At 60.8% G+C, this 16,146-nt stretch carries 17 protein-coding genes; 8 read left to right on the top strand and 9 right to left on the bottom strand.

What is annotated here, in order from left to right:
* Positions 1–17: 17 nt before the first annotated feature.
* The 4 genes from glcF to ACZ5FP_RS06415 form a co-directional block, all read right to left on the bottom strand.
* On the bottom strand, positions 18–1,343 hold the full coding sequence (gene glcF / locus ACZ5FP_RS06430) for a glycolate oxidase subunit GlcF (RefSeq protein ID WP_464662796.1): 1,326 nt from the start codon (positions 1,341–1,343) through the stop codon (positions 18–20).
* Position 1,344: 1 nt separating this feature from the next.
* Entirely contained in the window at positions 1,345–2,556 is a 1,212-nt protein-coding gene (glcE, locus tag ACZ5FP_RS06425) for a glycolate oxidase subunit GlcE (protein ID WP_464662795.1), read from the bottom strand.
* A gap of 46 nt (positions 2,557–2,602) precedes the next feature.
* Positions 2,603–4,099 (bottom strand): FAD-linked oxidase C-terminal domain-containing protein, encoded by a 1,497-nt coding sequence (locus ACZ5FP_RS06420; protein ID WP_464662794.1) that lies wholly within the window; start codon positions 4,097–4,099, stop codon positions 2,603–2,605.
* 117 nt (positions 4,100–4,216) lie between these two features.
* On the bottom strand, positions 4,217–4,858 hold the full coding sequence (locus tag ACZ5FP_RS06415; RefSeq protein WP_464662793.1) for a TetR/AcrR family transcriptional regulator C-terminal domain-containing protein: 642 nt from the start codon (positions 4,856–4,858) through the stop codon (positions 4,217–4,219).
* A 68-nt stretch (positions 4,859–4,926) separates the two neighbouring features.
* Between ACZ5FP_RS06415 and tet the strand changes: the two genes are divergently transcribed.
* Positions 4,927–6,126, top strand: coding sequence for a Tet(A)/Tet(B)/Tet(C) family tetracycline efflux MFS transporter (gene tet / locus ACZ5FP_RS06410; RefSeq protein WP_464662792.1), 1,200 nt, complete (start codon positions 4,927–4,929; stop codon positions 6,124–6,126).
* Positions 6,127–6,158: 32 nt separating this feature from the next.
* Positions 6,159–7,058 carry a LysR family transcriptional regulator gene (locus tag ACZ5FP_RS06405; RefSeq protein WP_223611704.1) on the top strand — a complete coding sequence of 300 codons (900 nt, stop codon included), beginning with the start codon at positions 6,159–6,161 and terminating at the stop codon, positions 7,056–7,058.
* Here the strand turns inward: ACZ5FP_RS06405 and ACZ5FP_RS06400 are convergent, their stop codons facing one another.
* Positions 7,059–8,366 (bottom strand): DUF3422 family protein, encoded by a 1,308-nt coding sequence (locus ACZ5FP_RS06400; RefSeq protein ID WP_464662791.1) that lies wholly within the window; start codon positions 8,364–8,366, stop codon positions 7,059–7,061.
* Between the two features lie 181 nt (positions 8,367–8,547).
* On the opposite strand from ACZ5FP_RS06400, the gene ACZ5FP_RS06395 reads away from it, so the two are divergent.
* Together ACZ5FP_RS06395 and ACZ5FP_RS06390 are read left to right on the top strand one after the other, a co-directional pair.
* Positions 8,548–9,330: an FCD domain-containing protein gene (locus tag ACZ5FP_RS06395; protein ID WP_288192005.1), complete on the top strand. Its 783-nt coding sequence runs from the start codon at positions 8,548–8,550 to the stop codon at positions 9,328–9,330.
* Positions 9,327–10,064 (top strand): metallophosphoesterase, encoded by a 738-nt coding sequence (locus ACZ5FP_RS06390; protein WP_464662790.1) that lies wholly within the window; start codon positions 9,327–9,329, stop codon positions 10,062–10,064. The genes ACZ5FP_RS06395 and ACZ5FP_RS06390 overlap by 4 nt, the downstream gene beginning before the upstream one ends.
* 8 nt (positions 10,065–10,072) lie before the next feature.
* Here the strand turns inward: ACZ5FP_RS06390 and ACZ5FP_RS06385 are convergent, their stop codons facing one another.
* A complete protein-coding gene (locus tag ACZ5FP_RS06385; protein WP_165401767.1) occupies positions 10,073–10,213 on the bottom strand; it encodes a hypothetical protein in 141 nt (46 codons plus the stop codon).
* A gap of 174 nt (positions 10,214–10,387) precedes the next feature.
* Positions 10,388–11,086: a type 1 glutamine amidotransferase gene (locus ACZ5FP_RS06380; RefSeq protein WP_464662789.1), complete on the bottom strand. Its 699-nt coding sequence runs from the start codon at positions 11,084–11,086 to the stop codon at positions 10,388–10,390.
* 72 nt (positions 11,087–11,158) lie between these two features.
* Between ACZ5FP_RS06380 and ACZ5FP_RS06375 the strand changes: the two genes are divergently transcribed.
* A complete protein-coding gene (locus tag ACZ5FP_RS06375) occupies positions 11,159–11,764 on the top strand; it encodes a hypothetical protein (protein WP_464662788.1) in 606 nt (201 codons plus the stop codon).
* A gap of 15 nt (positions 11,765–11,779) precedes the next feature.
* On the opposite strand, the gene ACZ5FP_RS06370 is transcribed toward ACZ5FP_RS06375, so the two are convergent.
* Together ACZ5FP_RS06370 and ACZ5FP_RS06365 are read right to left on the bottom strand one after the other, a co-directional pair.
* Positions 11,780–12,307 (bottom strand): GNAT family N-acetyltransferase, encoded by a 528-nt coding sequence (locus ACZ5FP_RS06370; protein WP_464662787.1) that lies wholly within the window; start codon positions 12,305–12,307, stop codon positions 11,780–11,782.
* 86 nt (positions 12,308–12,393) lie between these two features.
* Positions 12,394–13,293, bottom strand: coding sequence for a DMT family transporter (locus tag ACZ5FP_RS06365; protein ID WP_464662786.1), 900 nt, complete (start codon positions 13,291–13,293; stop codon positions 12,394–12,396).
* Between the two features lie 133 nt (positions 13,294–13,426).
* On the opposite strand from ACZ5FP_RS06365, the gene ACZ5FP_RS06360 reads away from it, so the two are divergent.
* From ACZ5FP_RS06360 to ACZ5FP_RS06350, 3 genes are all read left to right on the top strand, one after another.
* Positions 13,427–13,864 carry an Lrp/AsnC family transcriptional regulator gene (locus tag ACZ5FP_RS06360; RefSeq protein ID WP_464662785.1) on the top strand — a complete coding sequence of 146 codons (438 nt, stop codon included), beginning with the start codon at positions 13,427–13,429 and terminating at the stop codon, positions 13,862–13,864.
* Between the two features lie 46 nt (positions 13,865–13,910).
* Positions 13,911–14,645, top strand: a complete 735-nt coding sequence (locus ACZ5FP_RS06355) for a 16S rRNA (uracil(1498)-N(3))-methyltransferase (RefSeq protein WP_464662784.1) — start codon at positions 13,911–13,913, stop codon at positions 14,643–14,645.
* Between the two features lie 107 nt (positions 14,646–14,752).
* Entirely contained in the window at positions 14,753–16,126 is a 1,374-nt protein-coding gene (locus ACZ5FP_RS06350; protein WP_223611719.1) for a glutamate--cysteine ligase, read from the top strand.
* Positions 16,127–16,146: the final 20 nt, after the last annotated feature.

Raw genomic sequence — 16,146 nt, 5'->3', positions numbered from 1 at the left:
CACCGCCTTTCTTTTGCCTACTCGGCAGCGCGCAAGACAGGCGCAGGCACACCTTCCGGCCGCGGCCCGCCATAGACCCAGTCCAGCAATTCGACCGTGTGGACGATGGGCAGTTTCGCTGCACTGGCAATCTGGGTGATGCAGCCGATATTGCCTGTCGCAATGACGCTGGCGCCCGTCGCCTCGATGTTTTTCACCTTGCGGTCGCGCAGCGTGCGGGCAATCTCCGCCTGCATGATATTGTAGGTCCCGGCCGACCCGCAGCAAAGATGCCCCTCGGCAGGCTCGCAGACGGTAAAGCCGGCGGCTTTCAGCAAATCCTTCGGCTGCCGCGTCAGCTTCTGCCCATGCTGCATGGAACAGGCGGAATGATAGGCGACGACGAGATCCGCCGGTTGCGACGGTGCAGGCAGATCGAGGGTCGTCAGATATTCGGTGATATCCCTGGCAAGCCCCGAGATGACAGCCGCCTTGTCGCGGTAGTCCGGATCGAGCCGCAGCATATGGCCGTAATCCTTGATCGTCGTGCCGCAGCCCGAAGCCGTGACGATGATGGCGTCGAGCCCACCCGCGTTCAACTCACGCGTCCAGACATCGACATTGCGGCGGGCATCATCCAGCGCAGCCTCGTCGCGGCCCATATGGTGGACGAGGGAGCCGCAGCAGCCCTCGCCCTTCGGCACGACGACTTCAACGCCGAGGCGGGTCAAAAGGCGGATCGTCGCCTCGTTGATGCCAGGTTTCAGCACCGGCTGAGCGCAGCCGGTCAGGATGGCGACACGGCCCCGCTTTTCCCGCGCCGGCTTGTGCAGGCCCGGCTCGGCAAAGCGTGATTTTGCCGGAACGGATTTCGGCGCGAGTTCAAGCATGGCTGCAACCGGTTTCAGCGCCGGGATGGACCGGAACAGCGGCGCCAAGGGACGGCCGAATTTCGCTGCCGTCAATGACAGCCGGAAGCGCTGGGGATGCGGCAGAACAAACGCCAGCAGCGCCCGGATGAAACGGTTCATCACGGGGCGTTTATAGGTTTTTTCGATGTGGGCACGGGCATGATCGACCAGATGCATGTAGTTGACGCCCGATGGACAGGTTGTCATGCAGGCAAGGCAGGACAGGCAGCGGTCGACATGCCTGACAATCTGCTCATCGGCAGGTCGGCCATTTTCCAGCATGTCCTTGATGAGATAGATGCGGCCGCGCGGGCTGTCGAGCTCATTGCCCAGCGTGACATAGGTCGGGCATGTGGCAGTGCAGAACCCGCAATGAACGCATTTGCGCAGGATCTTTTCGGATTCGGCAACACCGGGGTCAAGCAACTGCTGCGGGGTGAAATTGGTCTGCATGCTACACTCCTGCAACCATGCGGCCGGGATTGAGGATACCGTCCGGGTCAAACTGCTGTTTCAGCCGCTTCGACAGGGCCGCCAGTGCTGCGGGCTGCGGTTCGAAGACGGGGGTGGCCGCGCGGACCGCGTCGGGCGCGCGCACCAGCGTGGCATGGCCGCCGCCATATTTGCGGATGAGGGCCCGGACTGCCTCCGCTTCGGGTTCACCGTCGAGCCGCATCCAGATGAGTCCGCCCTGCCAGTCATAATAAGCATCGGCCGCAGCGCCCATGCGCATGGATGCCACCAGCTTGTGAGCTTCCATCGGTGCCATGGACACACGCCAGACCGGCCGCTCGGTTCCATCGGCGAACGGAATGACGTCGCGCACCTCCTGCCAGAGCTTGCGCGATATCTCCCCGGAAATTTCCTCGATGGCACCGGCGGATGACAGCAGGCCGCGCAGCATCGCCACACGGTCGGCAACGGAGGGGGCAAAGCCCTCCAGCCGGAGCAGTGTCGAAGACTCGCCTTTCAGAACGCCGTCGATAACCCGTCCGCAAATGTTCACCGGCAAATGCGCGGCAGACGCCACCTCGCCGCTCGATCCCATGGCGATGGCCATGGCCCGTGCGGCCTCATCGTCCATCAGGCCGCGAACAACCAGTGTTGTCTCCGTCTCCGGCGCAGGCAAAACCTTGAAGGTGATTTCCGTTGCAATGCCAAGGGTACCCCAGGAATTGGCCATGCCCTTGGACAGATCATAGCCAGTCACGTTCTTGACCACCCGGCCGCCTGATTTGAACAGTTCGCCCCGCCCCGAGACGACGCGTACGCCCAGCACGTGATCGCGGGCGGACCCCGCCTTCAACCGGCGCGGACCGCACAGATTGGCGGCAAGGACACCGCCAAGACTGCCCTGCCCCGCCGCCTGTCCCAGCAACGGTCCGTAATCCATGGGCTCGAACTGAAAGGCTTGGCCCTTGGAGGCAAGCAGGGCCTCCAGCTCGGCGATGGGTGTTCCGGCCCTGGCGCTCAATACCAGTTCATCCGGTTCATAGAGCGTCACGCCGGAATAGTTCGACAGGGCAATCGTGTGCTCGGTCTGCAGCGGACGGCCAAGTCCGCGCTTCGACCCATGGCCGCAGACTTCCACCGGCGCGCCTTCGGACAATGCCCATTGCACCGCCTCGACGATTTCGGTCTCGGTTGAAGGGGTCAATATGGTCATGTCAGCGCGCCATGGTCTCAAACGTGTACATCATCAACAGCATCGATCAGAATCTCGGAATATCGGGAAAGGGCACCTGGCCGCGATGCACATGCATCCGCCCCAATTCGGCACAGCGATGCAACTGCGGAAAAACCTTTCCGGGGTTGAGCAGGTGCTTGTCGTCGAAGGCGCATTTCACGCGGATCTGCTGGTTGAGATCGATCTCGTTGAACATTTCCGGCATCAGCTCACGTTTCTCGACACCCACGCCATGTTCACCGGTGAGAACGCCGCCCACCTTGACGCACAGCCGCAGGATATCGGCGCCAAAATCTTCCGCCTTGCGCAGTTCATCGGGAATATTGGCATCGTACAGGATGAGCGGATGCAGATTGCCGTCCCCCGCATGGAAGACATTGGCGACGCGCAGCCCGTATTTTTCCGAAAGCGCGCGCATGCCCGCCAGAACCTGCGGCAGTTCCTTGCGCGGAATCGTGCCGTCCATGCAGAGGTAATCCGGTGAAATGCGCCCGACGGCCGGAAAGGCCGCCTTGCGGCCCGCCCAGAACGTCATCCTTTCCTCTTCGCTCTGCGATATGATGCAGGAGGAGGCGCGGTTCCTGCCGGCGATCTTCTCGACCATGTCGATCAGGTGGTTGACCTCCACCGCCGGACCGTCGAGTTCGATGATCAGCAGCGCTTCCACATCAAGCGGATAGCCCGCATGGACGAAATCCTCGGCGGCGTGGATCGCCGGACGATCCATCATTTCCATGCCGCCCGGAATGATGCCGGCGGCAATAATATCGGCAACGCATTGCCCGGCGGTTTCGCTTGAGGGGAAACCCACCATCAGCGCGCGGGCCGTTGCGGGCTTCTGCAGGATGCGGACGGTGACTTCCGTCACCACGCCGAGCAGCCCTTCCGAGCCGGTCATCAAACCGAGCAGGTCATAGCCCTCCGAATCCAGATGCTTGCCGCCAAGTCGCACGACCTCGCCGCTGATCAGAACCATCTCCAGCCCGAGGACATTGTTGGCCGTGAGCCCGTATTTCAGGCAATGCACGCCACCGGAATTTTCCGCGACATTGCCGCCGATCGAACAGGCGATCTGCGATGAGGGGTCCGGCGCGTAATAGAATCCTTCGTGCTCCACCGCCTTGGTGATGCCGAGATTGGTCACGCCCGGCTGCACGACAGCGACGCGGTTCGGATAATCGATTTCAAGGATGCGGTTGAACCGCGACATGACCAGCAGCACCGCGTCTTCGAGCGGCAGGGCGCCGCCGGACAGCGATGTTCCCGACCCGCGCGGCACGACCTTCACATTGTTGTCGTGGCAATATTTCAGGATTTGCGAAACCTGCCGTACGGTCTGCGGCAGCACGACGACGAGCGGAAGCTGGCGATAGGCGGTCAGTGCATCGGATTCGAATGCGCGCATTTCGTTGGTAACGTCGACAACGCCTTCACCCGGAACGATGGCCTGCAAGGCAGCAACGATCTCCTTGCGGCGCGACATGGTCGCCGCATCGGCCTTCGGCATCACCAATCCGGACATGAAACCTCCTCCCAGCAAACTCCATCAACTGGTAAATTATGTTTACCAGTGTCCATTCGAGTTTGTAAACAGTCTAAACTGTTGAACGGAGGTGGCACACAGCCAAAGTGACGCGTCTCACAGCAGACTTTCAAAACCTGCGACAAGCGCGACAAGCCCGAATTCAAAACCTTCATCCGGCGGGACATTTTCGAGCTTCCGGAAGGCTTGGCCGAGCAGCGGAAACTGCGTGCCTATTTCCGATGCCAGATCGGCCCCTGTCCCGTGGTCCGGCAGACTGTTTGCTGCCATGGCGGCCTGCTGTTCGAGCACCGAACCGACGACATAATGCCCGGCCGCCTGCAGGATGTACCCGGCCGCCACACTATCAAATCCTGCGGCAACCATGAAACCGAGTTGCGCTTCCGCAGCGGGATAGAGTGCCGGACTGGGCCGTGACCCGGCATGGACCCTGGCCCCGTCGCGGTAGGCGAGCAGGGCGCGCCGGAAGCTGCGCGCATTCTCGATCAGGAAATGCCGCCAGTCTTCATCCGGCAGCGGCAGGGAGCGGCTGTGGTTTTCAATCAGGATGGCCTCGGCCAGCGCATCGAGCAAAGCGGCCTTGTCCTTGAAGTGCCAGTACAATGCCGGCTGCTGAACACCCAGAGCTGCCGCAATGCGTCTTGTGGTCAGGCCGTCGACCCCGGTTTCGCCGAGCAGATCCAGAGCGGCTCGTATGACCGCCTCGCGCTGCAATTTGATATCATTTCGTTTTGCCATGCTTGACAATTTATCATCGATAAGTGAAATGCGTCTAGTTACTTATCAATGATAAATAAGAGTTATCCATGACTTTCGACAAATCCCTGATCGTGATTCTGACGACTGTTACCCTTGATGCTGTCGGCGTGGGCATGATCATGCCCGTCCTGCCGGAACTGCTGACGGGGCTGACGCATGCGGACAACGTTGCCGCGCATTACGGCATTCTCCTTGCTCTCTATGCGCTGATGCAGTTTCTGTGCGCGCCGCTCCTGGGGGCGCTGAGCGACCGCTTCGGCCGGCGGCCGGTGATCCTTGTCTCCCTGGCCGGGGCGACGCTGGATTATCTGGTCATGGCGTCGGCCATGGTGCTGCCGCTGCTCTATATCGGCCGCATCATTTCAGGGGTCACCGGCGCAACCATGTCCGTCGCAAGTGCTGCCATCGCGGATATCACACCGGAAGACGGCCGCGCGCGGCGCTTCGGCATGATCGGCGCCTGTTTCGGCCTCGGTTTCATCGCCGGTCCCCTGCTCGGCGGCATTGCCGGAGGATTCGGCATCCACTACCCGTTTCTGCTGGCCATGGCGCTCAACGGCGTCAACTTCCTGCTCGCGCTTTTCTGCCTGCCGGAAACCAGCAAAGGTGTGAAAGCGCCGCTTGCGGCCCAAAACCTCAATCCGCTGGGCGGTTTCCGCGGGGCGACCGGCATCAAAAGCCTGACGCCGCTCATTGTCGTGTTCACCCTCATGCAGCTCGTCGGTCAGGTGCCTGCAGCGCTGTGGATCATCTACACGCAGGACCGGTTCGCCTGGAGCGTTTCGACTGTCGGTCTCTCACTCCCCGCATTCGGCCTGTGCCACGCGCTCGTCCAGGGGCTGCTTACAGGTCCCATCACTGAAAAACTCGGCGAAAGGCGCACGCTGATCCTCGGAATGGGCATGGATGGCATCGGCTATGTGCTGATGGCCTTTGCCAGCCAGAGCTGGATGGTCCTGCCGATCCTTGTCTTCCTGTCCATGGGCGGTATTGCCAGCCCCGCGCTCCAGTCGATCATCACGCGACAGGTGGATGAAACCAGGCTCGGCGAAGTCCAGGGCATCCTCGCCAGCGCGACAAGCCTGACCGGCATCATCGGGCCGGCGGCGTTTACCGCCATCTACGCCACCACCCGGACCGACTGGAGCGGCTTTGTCTGGATTTCCGGCGCGATGCTGTACATTCCCTGCGTTCCGTTGCTGCGCGCCATCGCCTATCGCCGGGCGGCAGGCCCTTCAGGGGCTTGACCTTGTGCTGATCCCGCGGAAAGAGTGCGCCGATGGATCATCTGAATGACATGGAAATTTTTGCGCGCGTGGTTTCATCCGGCAGCATGTCGGCGGCAGGACGGGAGCTCGGCGTATCGCCCGCCGTCATTTCCAAGCGGCTGCGGCGGCTTGAGGAACGGCTGGGCACGCGCCTCCTGCAGCGCACCACGCGGCAGATTGCCCTGACCGAAACGGGGCAAGGCTATTACGAGCGGGTCCTGGCGATCCTGTCGGGCGTCGAGGAAGCGGAAGCTTTCGTATCGCGCCGTTCCGAACAGGCACATGGCCTGCTGAAAGTCTCGGCGCCAACCACGTTCGGACGCATGCATATTGCGCCGCATCTCGAACCCTTCATGCGGGCCAATCCCGATCTGTCCATCAATCTCGTGCTGACGGATGAATTCGTCGATATCGTCGGGGAAGGCTATGATCTTGCCATCCGCATTGCCGAACTGTCCGATTCCAGCCTGGTGGCGCGCAAGCTCGCACCGGTGCAACGGTATCTTGTCGCCTCGCCGCGCTATATCGCAGAACACGGAGCCCCGCGCTCCATTGCCGATCTCGACAACCACATCTGCCTCGCCGCCCACAACGGCGACCCCTGGCGGTTGAACGGACCAGATGGCAGCGTATCCCTGCGCCCGACCGGGCCGATCCTGACCAATTCCAGTGAAGTGGTGCGCGCCGCGGTGCTTGGCGGACTTGGCATAGCCTTGCGCTCCACCTGGGATATCGGGCCGGAGCTTGCCGCCGGCCAGCTGGTGCGCGTGCTGACCGACTATGCCGCTTCGCATAATATCGCGATCTATGCGATTTATCCCTCGCGCCAGTTTCTGCCAGCGAAGGTGCGGGTGTTCATCGACTATCTCGCGGGCCTTTACGGCCCCGTGGCGCCATGGGACCGGGTCTGATCATTCATCCTTGTGCGATCTGCGGATCGATTTCACCACGAACCACATGGCGAGGATCGCTATGGGAACGAACGCCGCGGTGACAACGGACGAGTGCAGTTCCGGCATATAGGCCTCGGCACCCTTGGCTAGATAATAGAACAGACCAACGACATAGTAGGAAATCGCGGCCACCGACAGGCCTTCCACCGTCCGTTGCAGGCGCAATTGCAGTTGCGCGCGCCGGTCCATCGAGCTCAAGAGATCGCGATTCTGCCGTTCCAGTTCCACGTCCACCGACGTGCGCAGCAGCGTGGCGGCACGCGACAGCTTTTCCGACAGGTTTTCCTGCCGTCCGCTGACGGAATGGCATGTGCGCATGGCCGGCGCCATGCGCCGCTGGATGAACGCCGCCCAGGTTTCATAACCGGTCACTGGCTCTTCCTGCAGCGCTGCCAGCCGTTCCAGCACGATGCCATTGTAAGCCCGGCTCGCCCCGAACCGGTAGAGGCTTGAGGCCGCATCGGCTTCGAGTTCCGCCGCAAGGGATGTCAACTCGTCCAACAGTTTGTGATTGTCGGCATCCGGCGCGCGCATTTCCGTCGTCAGGCCCGCCAGGCGGTCTTCGATGCGGCGAATGCGCGGCGACAGGGAATGCGCCAGCGGCAGTCCGAGCATGGCGAGGGTACGGTAGGTCTCGATTTCGATCACACGCTGCGACAAGGCACCGGCGCGGGCGGGCGACAGGCCGTTGTCGAGGATGAGAATGCGGGTCATCCCGTCGCCATCCTGCCGGAAATCCGTCACGATGCAGGCAAGTCCGTTCTCGACATCGCTGTAGCAGAGGCTTGTCGGATCGAATGCCTCGATCAAAGCCGCGGCGCCGGCATCCTTGCGGATGATCTCCAGCCGCACACCGTCGATCACCGTGCCGGGCGGATTGAAGCCCTCTCCGAAGGGATGCTGTGCAGCCTGGCCGGTGCGCGGCAGCGGACCTTCCCACAGATAGGTCGAGAATTCCGTGTGCCGCTCCCAGCGCAGCGTGCCATTGCCCCAGGGCATGATGTGGTGACGGGCATCGCGCGCCGGAGAGGCGACACCTATGCTGCGACTGAGTTCCGCCAGAACCGCATGATCGACCGTGGACCCACCCTCGGTCATGAATGCAAGCTGGATAAGAATGCGCGGCGTATCGATCAATGGATAGGGCCGCGCATGCACTTCTCCCAGCGCCACGGAACGCTCCGCATGCCCCGGAAAGCCCATCACACCCGGACTCGTGGCGGAGTTTGAAAACGCCGCTGCGGTTTTCAGTCTTTTCCCCTTCATATCGGCCCCTTGGTATAGACTGTTCACAAGATGGTGAACGCAATGACCGGCCCTTTCAATGCTCCTTTACGCCGGAAGGCTGCGGCTATGCGACGCTTGCCCACTGGATCAAAGAATTGACCAGTTTCGTGATTTGCCGATACGCTGGCACGACACATCACTCCTGCGGACGACTTTCAACATGAGCAGCCCGGTCTTTGCCCGCATCCATTCTTCCCGAACGGCCGACGACATCGTCAGCCAGATCGAAACATTGATCCTTGAGGGTGTTCTGCGCGTGGGCGACCGTTTGCCCGGCGAACGGGACCTTGCCGTACAATTCGATGTCTCCCGCCCCATCCTGCGCAGCGCATTCAAAGTGCTGGAGGCCAAGGGATTGCTTGTCGTCCGCCACGGCGGCGGAACATTTGTTGCCGATGTCATCGGCGAGGTCTTTTCCAAGCCCGTCATGGACCTGATCTCGAGCCATCCGAAGGCCGCGGCGGACTATCTCGAATATCGCCGGGAGATTGAAAGCATCGCAGCGGACTATGCCGCCCGCCGGGCAACGGATGATGACCGCCTGCTTTTGCGCGGGATCGTTGACGCGATGCAGCGCGCCTACGAGACCGATGACTTCAAAAGGGAAGCCGAGCTGGATGTCGAGCTGCACAGCACCATCGGAGAATGCGCCCACAACATCATTCTGCTGCACACGCTGCGGTCGTGCTACCGGCTTCTCGCCGACGATGTGTTCTACAATCGTACGATCATCTACGGTTTTCCCGGCGCCCGGGAAAAGCTGCTGCAACAGCACACGTCCATCGCCGATGCCATCATGGCGTCAGACCCCGAGGGCGCGCGGGCTGCCGTGCACAGGCACATCGACTTTATTGAGCAGGCACAAAAGGACGCGGCACGCAGCAATGCCTGGCAGGAAACGTCGCGGCTGCGGCGCAGGCAGAGGGAGCTGGACCGCCCATGAAGACAGTCGACTTCAAGCATGCGCGCGGTCCCGACCGCCTGCGGGTTTATGCCATCGGCGACGTGCATGGCCGCCTCGATCTGCTGCAGGAGATGCACCGGCGCATTCTGGCTGAAAACGCCAAGTCGCCGCCGTTCGACTGGGTGGCGGTACATCTTGGCGACTATGTGGATCGGGGCCCGGATTCCAGGGGGGTGCTGGACTATCTGGTCAATGCCCAGAGGAAGAATCACCGCATGCTGACGCTGGCGGGCAATCACGATATCGGATTTCTGGATTTTCTGGCCACCGGCGACATCAATGGAATCTTCGCCCGGCACGGCGGCAGGCAGACGGCGCGCTCCTATGGCGTGACGATCGATTTTGACGATCCGGCCTCGGTATCGGCGGGACGCTCCGCCCTGCTGCGCGCCGTGCCGGCAACCCATGTGGAGTTTCTGCGCGGCTTGCGGCGCTCGATGACACTGGGCGATTTTTTCTTCTGTCACGCCGGCATCAGGCCCGGCGTTGATCTCGACCGGCAAAATCCCGAAGATCTGATCTGGATTCGCTGGGAATTTCTCGACGATCCCCGGTTGCATTCCAAGGTTGTCGTGCATGGCCATACACCGGCCAGCGATGTGGAAGTGCGGCAGAACCGGGTCAATCTCGATACCGGCGCCTATGCCAGCGGGCGCCTCAGCGCCATCAAGATCGACGCTGAAGGCAAGTCTTTTCTGGAAGCGATTGTCTAGAAAAAGTCTTAACGCGAAGCGGAGCTGATTCCGTAGCCGTCGCTCGATACGGTGCGGCCTCCGGCATCAACCGATACCAGTTCGGCGCCCATGAAAAGGATCGATGCAAGCATCATTGCGGTCAAAAGGGCGGCACTTTTCATAGTCATTCGGGCGTTTCCATCAGTCTCTACGGCCTGGCTTCATGCCAGCTAACCGGCCCGGCAACTACAGCGCACAATTCTTTCCAGCAAGTGAACGAAAGCCACGCTTCCCATGAATACCGACGGGGCAATTTGATTCAAATTTTGCCTGTTGCACAGATGCAACTGAATCGCCCGCCGCTAGATCAGCGCGACCCAGGCGCGCGCCAAAGCAAGACCCGCGGCATCGGCGGCAGCGCCACTTTCCGCGACCTGCGCCGGATAGTTTTCAAGCCAGGCCGGGTTGTCCCTCATGATCTCGTCGTGGAAAACATGCCGCCACTCCTCGACCAGTGCGGTGTCCGCCTCGAAGTGGAACTGGATGCCGTACACTGCCCGCCCGATGCGGAAGGCCTGATTGCGCGTCATCGCGCTTGAGGCGAGATGCACGGCGCCTTCCGGCAGGGAAAATGTATCCCTGTGCCAATGGAAGATCGGAAAGGTGTGAGGAACAGCGGACAGCAGGGGATCGGCTGCCGCTTCGGCCGTCGCCGTGACGGCATGCCAGCCGAATTCCTGCGGGCGTCCGAGAATGTTTTCGGCATCATAGCCGCGTGCGACAAGCTGACTGCCCAGGCAGATGCCAAGCACCGCCTTGTCCGCATCGCCAAAGCGGCGGATCAACCTGGCAAGCGCGGGAAGATAGGGAAACTGGTCATCGGCAAGGGCATTCTGATCGCCGCCGAGCGAGATCAGTGCATCGTAACCCGCATCATCGGCAGGCAGCGGTTCACCGGTATGGGCCTGCACCAGATCAATCTGTGCACCCGCCTCCGCCAAGGCCTGTCCAACCAGTCCCAATCCGGTATTCTGATAATTCTGTACAACGAGAACGCGCATTCTACCTGCCTGATGATCGCATTGACGATGATCCTGCGATAGCATGGACCCCTCACAGCCGGAAGCCATCAAATGCCCCTGCAAAACCGTGTCACACCCTTCGGCGATATCATCGCCGTTCCCCAGCGCGGGACCTTCATGGGCAATCGCGGCATCATCCACGACCCGTCAACGCGCACCCTCCTGAAACGGCGCTGGTCGACGAGAGCGTGGATCATCTGCGTCTGCGAATTCAAGAACGTCCGGCGTGCAGTCATGGCCCGGCAAAGCTGGACCGAACTGTTCTTCCTCGATGAAGCGACGGCGCTCAGCGCCGGACACCGCCCATGCTTCTATTGCCAGCAGCAACGGGCGAAGGCTTTTCAGGCCGCATGGGCCGATGGCGCGGCCAAACCATCGGCGCCGGAAATGGATCGCGTGCTGCACGGGGAGCGCCTCGAGGCGAACGGCGGCAAGAAACACCACCCGCTTGCAACAGCGATCCTGGACCTGCCGGACGGCAGCATGATCGCCTCCGGCGACAATGCCTATCTGGTGCATCGGGGCCAGACCTATCTCTGGTCGTGGGATGGCTATGCGGCCTGTCCGCCGCCCACAAAGTATATCAGCCTGCTGACACCACCCTCGACGGTGCGGGCTTTGGCCGCCGGTTATATCCCGGTCGTTCTGGGGATATAACAAATATGCATTATTCTATTTGAAAATGCATTCCAATTGGATATCATCCGGCTCCAGGGCCGCCAGCTCCGCGTCTGGCGCTTCCGTGACGACACAACCGAGACGCCGGTAAAAATTGACCGCATTTTCGGATGGTATCGCAGAAACGTACAGCCCTCGGGCGCCCATTTCCCTGGCAACATCCTTGCAATGCTCAAAGAGCTGCATACCCAGGCGCCGACCGCGATAGTTATTGCCGACATGGAGGAAACTCAACTGCAGGAGATCCTTCCCGGGGCCACGCCAAATGTTATCTACGGCCCCAACGCCCGCCAGTGTATCGCCGTCGAAAAAGCCGAAGAATTTTCCACCACGATCGAAACTTTCCTGCAGCAGGGGCGTGTATTTCTCCGCCTCGCCCTCTTCCCAGCCGGGAACATCAAAATATTCCGCATGCAGGACGAGCTTGCCGCCCCGCAGCGTATAAAGGTTTTCAATGATCTCGCGGCGATCGATGGTCCAGACCTGTTCGATCTCGCTGCGTTTCAGTGCGCGGAGTTCCATGTTCCTGCTCTATATCCGTTAGACATAATATGCTCTTTAGTGGCATATAGAACAAATGTGACATGGCAATCAAGTGGTATCCGCGATCAGATTTTGACACTTGCCGGCACCGACCGGCCCAGCTTCCATCCAAGGCTGGTGCCGGCCGCTGCGACGAGAATGGCTGCGGAACCCAGGAACTGTATCGGTTGCAGCTGATGCCCGAAGGCAAAATAGTCAACCAGAATGGCAGCGATGGGATAGATGAAGGACAACGATCCCGTGAGATGGGTCGGCAGCTTCTGGATGGCGCTATAGAGCAGAATGTACATCAATCCCGTATGGACCACACCGATCGTGAGGATGCTGCCCCATTCGGCTGCGCCTTTCGGCATGACACTGAAATCGGCAAGCGGCGCCATCAGCACGATACCAACGCAGACCTGAATCAGCGCAATCAGGTGCGGCGGCGTGCCCTTCAGCCGCTTGGCCACGATGGATGCGATGGCGTAGAGGAAGGCTGCACCCAGCGACAGGCCGATACCGGCCATGTAGTTCGTGCCCGTGTAACCGCCGCCGGGCTTGGCCTGAACGATCAGCAGCATGCCGGCAAATGCGACCGCCAGCCAGAACAGCTTGGTGAATGTCAGCTTCTCCTTGAAGATCAGAGCGCCCAGCACGACGAGCATGAACGGCTGCACATTGTAGACCGTCGTCGCAATGGCAATGGACGCTCGGGAATAGGCGGCAAAGAGCAACACCCAGTTGAGGACAATGGCAACCCCGCCAAGAACAGCAAGACCGAACAGCTTCAAAGAAATAACATTCGGACGCAGCAGACCGAGTGCGGCGCAAACGCCGAGCAATGTCAGTGCACCAAAGGCGCAGCGCCAGAACACGACGGATAAGACCGGCTGACCGGACATCAGCACAAACCAGCCGATCGTACCCGAAATCATCATCGCAGCTGTCATTTCCACGCTGCCTCTCGCTATGTCCCGTTCCATGCCACCTGTCCTTTCGTCTCGCACCACGAGACTATTCGGAGCAATGGCAATTTGATATATATGGAAAAAGGCGTAAAGTTCGCTCGACCTGTTTAATGCAGGCAAAACGCCTGATCTGCCTTACGAGGTTGCTATGCTCGATGAAATGGACAAGACCATCCTCGGTATCCTGATCGAAGATGCGCGAATCTCGCTGAAGGAACTGAGCCAGAAAGTCGGGCTCTCGTCTCCCAGCGTGTCCGAGAGGTTGCGGCGGCTCGAGGAAAAGAAGGTGATCCGCGCCTTCACCGTCGATATCGACCCGGCGGCGCTCGGCTATAGTCTGACGGCCATCGTGCGGGTCAGGCCCCTGCCCGGCATGCTGCATATTGTCGAGCGGCTGATCCAGGAGATGCCTGAAATCACCGAATGCGACAAGGTGACGGGCGACGATTGCTTTGTCGGCAAGCTGCATTTCCGCACCATGGAACAGCTGGATACGCTGCTCGACCGGCTGGCGGAAAAGGCCGAAACCAATACCTCCATCGTCAAATCCTCGCCGGTGAAACGGCGCCTGCCGCCTCTCGGCTGACATCGCCTGCTTGACCGCCCCATCCCCTCTCTGGCATCCATCTCCCATGCGCGCAAATTACAGAATGCAACGGCTTTATATTACCGCGGATCTGGCGGCCGGCAGGCGGGCGGACGCCCCGGCGGAAGCCGTCAACTATCTCGCCAATGTGCTGCGGATGAAGGACGGCGATGAAATCCTCGTTTTCAACGGTCGGGACGGTGAATGGCGCGCTGCCCTGCGCTTTGAAAGCAGGAAGAAGCTGGCGCTGGAGCCGCTTGAACTGACGCGGGTGCAGCCGGAATCACCCGATCTCATCTACTGCTTTGCCCCTCTCAAACAGGGACGGCTCGACTACCTCGTGCAAAAGGCCGTCGAAATGGGTGCTGGCATTTTGCAACCGGTGATTACCCAGCACACGCAGGTCGCCAGAATCGGCGTGGATCGGATCGAGGCCAACGCCATCGAAGCGGCAGAGCAATGCGGCGTTCTGGCCATCCCGGAAACGCGCGAGCCGGTCAGGCTCGAGAAACTGCTGGATGGCTGGGATCCGGACCGACGCCTGATCTTCTGCGACGAAGGTCATGATACCCATAACCCGCTGCCGCTGCTACAAAGTCTGCCGCGCGGGCCGCTCGGCGTTCTCATCGGACCGGAAGGCGGGTTCTCGGATGCGGAGCGCGAAACCCTGCGCAAGCTGCCGTTCGTCACCGCCATTCCGCTGGGTCAACGCATCCTGCGCGCCGACACTGCCGCCGTTGCCGCACTCGCGCTTATTCAGGCGACGATCGGCGATTGGTGAGTTACAAATTCTCTTGATGAGTGCATCAGCGAAATTTGCTTGCGCTCGTTTCCGAAAACAGCCAATCACGCCGCAAGTTCAAAAATTCTAGTGGGGAAGCACCATCCATGGCGCGCGATACAACAGACGAGACGCCCCTTTCCGGCACGGAAGAACTGGCGACCTACCTCGCCCAGGGCTCCAAGCCGCAATCAGCATGGCGCATCGGCACAGAGCACGAAAAATTCCCGTTCTATACCGAAGACAACAGCCCGGTTCCCTATGACGGTCCGCGCGGCATCCGCGCCATTCTGGAAGGCATGCAGTCGAAGCTGGGCTGGGAACCGATCATTGACGAGGGCAATATCATCGGCCTCGTCGAACCGACCGGACAGGGCGCGATTTCGCTAGAGCCGGGCGGCCAGTTCGAACTGTCGGGCGCTCCGCTGTCCACCATCCACCAGACCTGCCGCGAAACCAATGCGCATCTGGCGCAGGTGCGCGAGATAGCCGAGCCGCTCGGCATCCGCTTCCTGGGTCTTGGCGGCAGTCCGAAATGGTCCCTGGCGGAAACGCCGCGCATGCCGAAATCCCGCTACAACATCATGTCCAACTATATGCCGAAGGTCGGCAAGGACGGACTGAACATGATGTACCGCACCTGCACCATCCAGGTGAATCTCGACTTTGCCTCGGAAACCGACATGCGCCGCAAGATGCAGGTTTCGGTGAAACTGCAGTCCATCGCCACGGCGCTGTTCGCCATGTCGCCGTTCACCGAGGGCAAGCCGAACGGCCTGTTGTCCTGGCGCTCCAATATCTGGCGCGATACGGACAACAACCGCTCCGGTGTGCTGCCGTTCATCTTCAATGAAAATTTCGGCTTTGCCGATTACGTGGAATGGGCGCTCGACGTGCCTATGTATTTTGTCCTGCGCCATGGTCGTTACCACGACTGCACGCATGTGACCTTCCGCCAGTTCATGAACGGCGCGCTGAAAGATTCCATTCCGGACGCCACGCCCAATATGGGCGACTGGACGAACCACCTTTCAACGCTGTTCCCGGAAGTGCGGCTGAAGCGCTTCCTGGAAATGCGCGGCGCCGACGGCGGCCCGTGGCGGCGTATCTGCGCACTGCCTGCATTCTGGGTCGGCATTCTCTACGACGCCGAGGCACTGGATGCCGCGGAAGCCCTCACCCGCGACTGGACCTACCCGGAAGTGCAGGCCCTGCGCGACGAAGTGCCGGCAAAGGGCCTGCGCGCCACGCTGCGCAACCGCTCGGTGCACGACATTTCCCGCGATGTGCTGGCGATTTCGCGCCTTGGCCTGAAAAACCGCGCGCTGCTGAACAGCGAAGGCTTTGACGAGACGCACTATCTCGCCTCGCTGGAGGAAGTTGTCGCGCGCGGCACGACCTCCGCCGAGCAGATGCTCAGCCAGTACAACACGGTCTGGGGCGGCTCGGTTGAGCCCGCTTTTCTGGAGTATGCCTACTAATTCCGCCCTTTGGGAGACAT

The sequence above is a fragment of the Phyllobacterium sp. T2-21 genome (assembly GCF_055378485.1).
The sequence above is the reverse complement of the archived record's forward strand: the minus strand, read 5'-3'. Positions and strand labels throughout refer to the sequence as shown.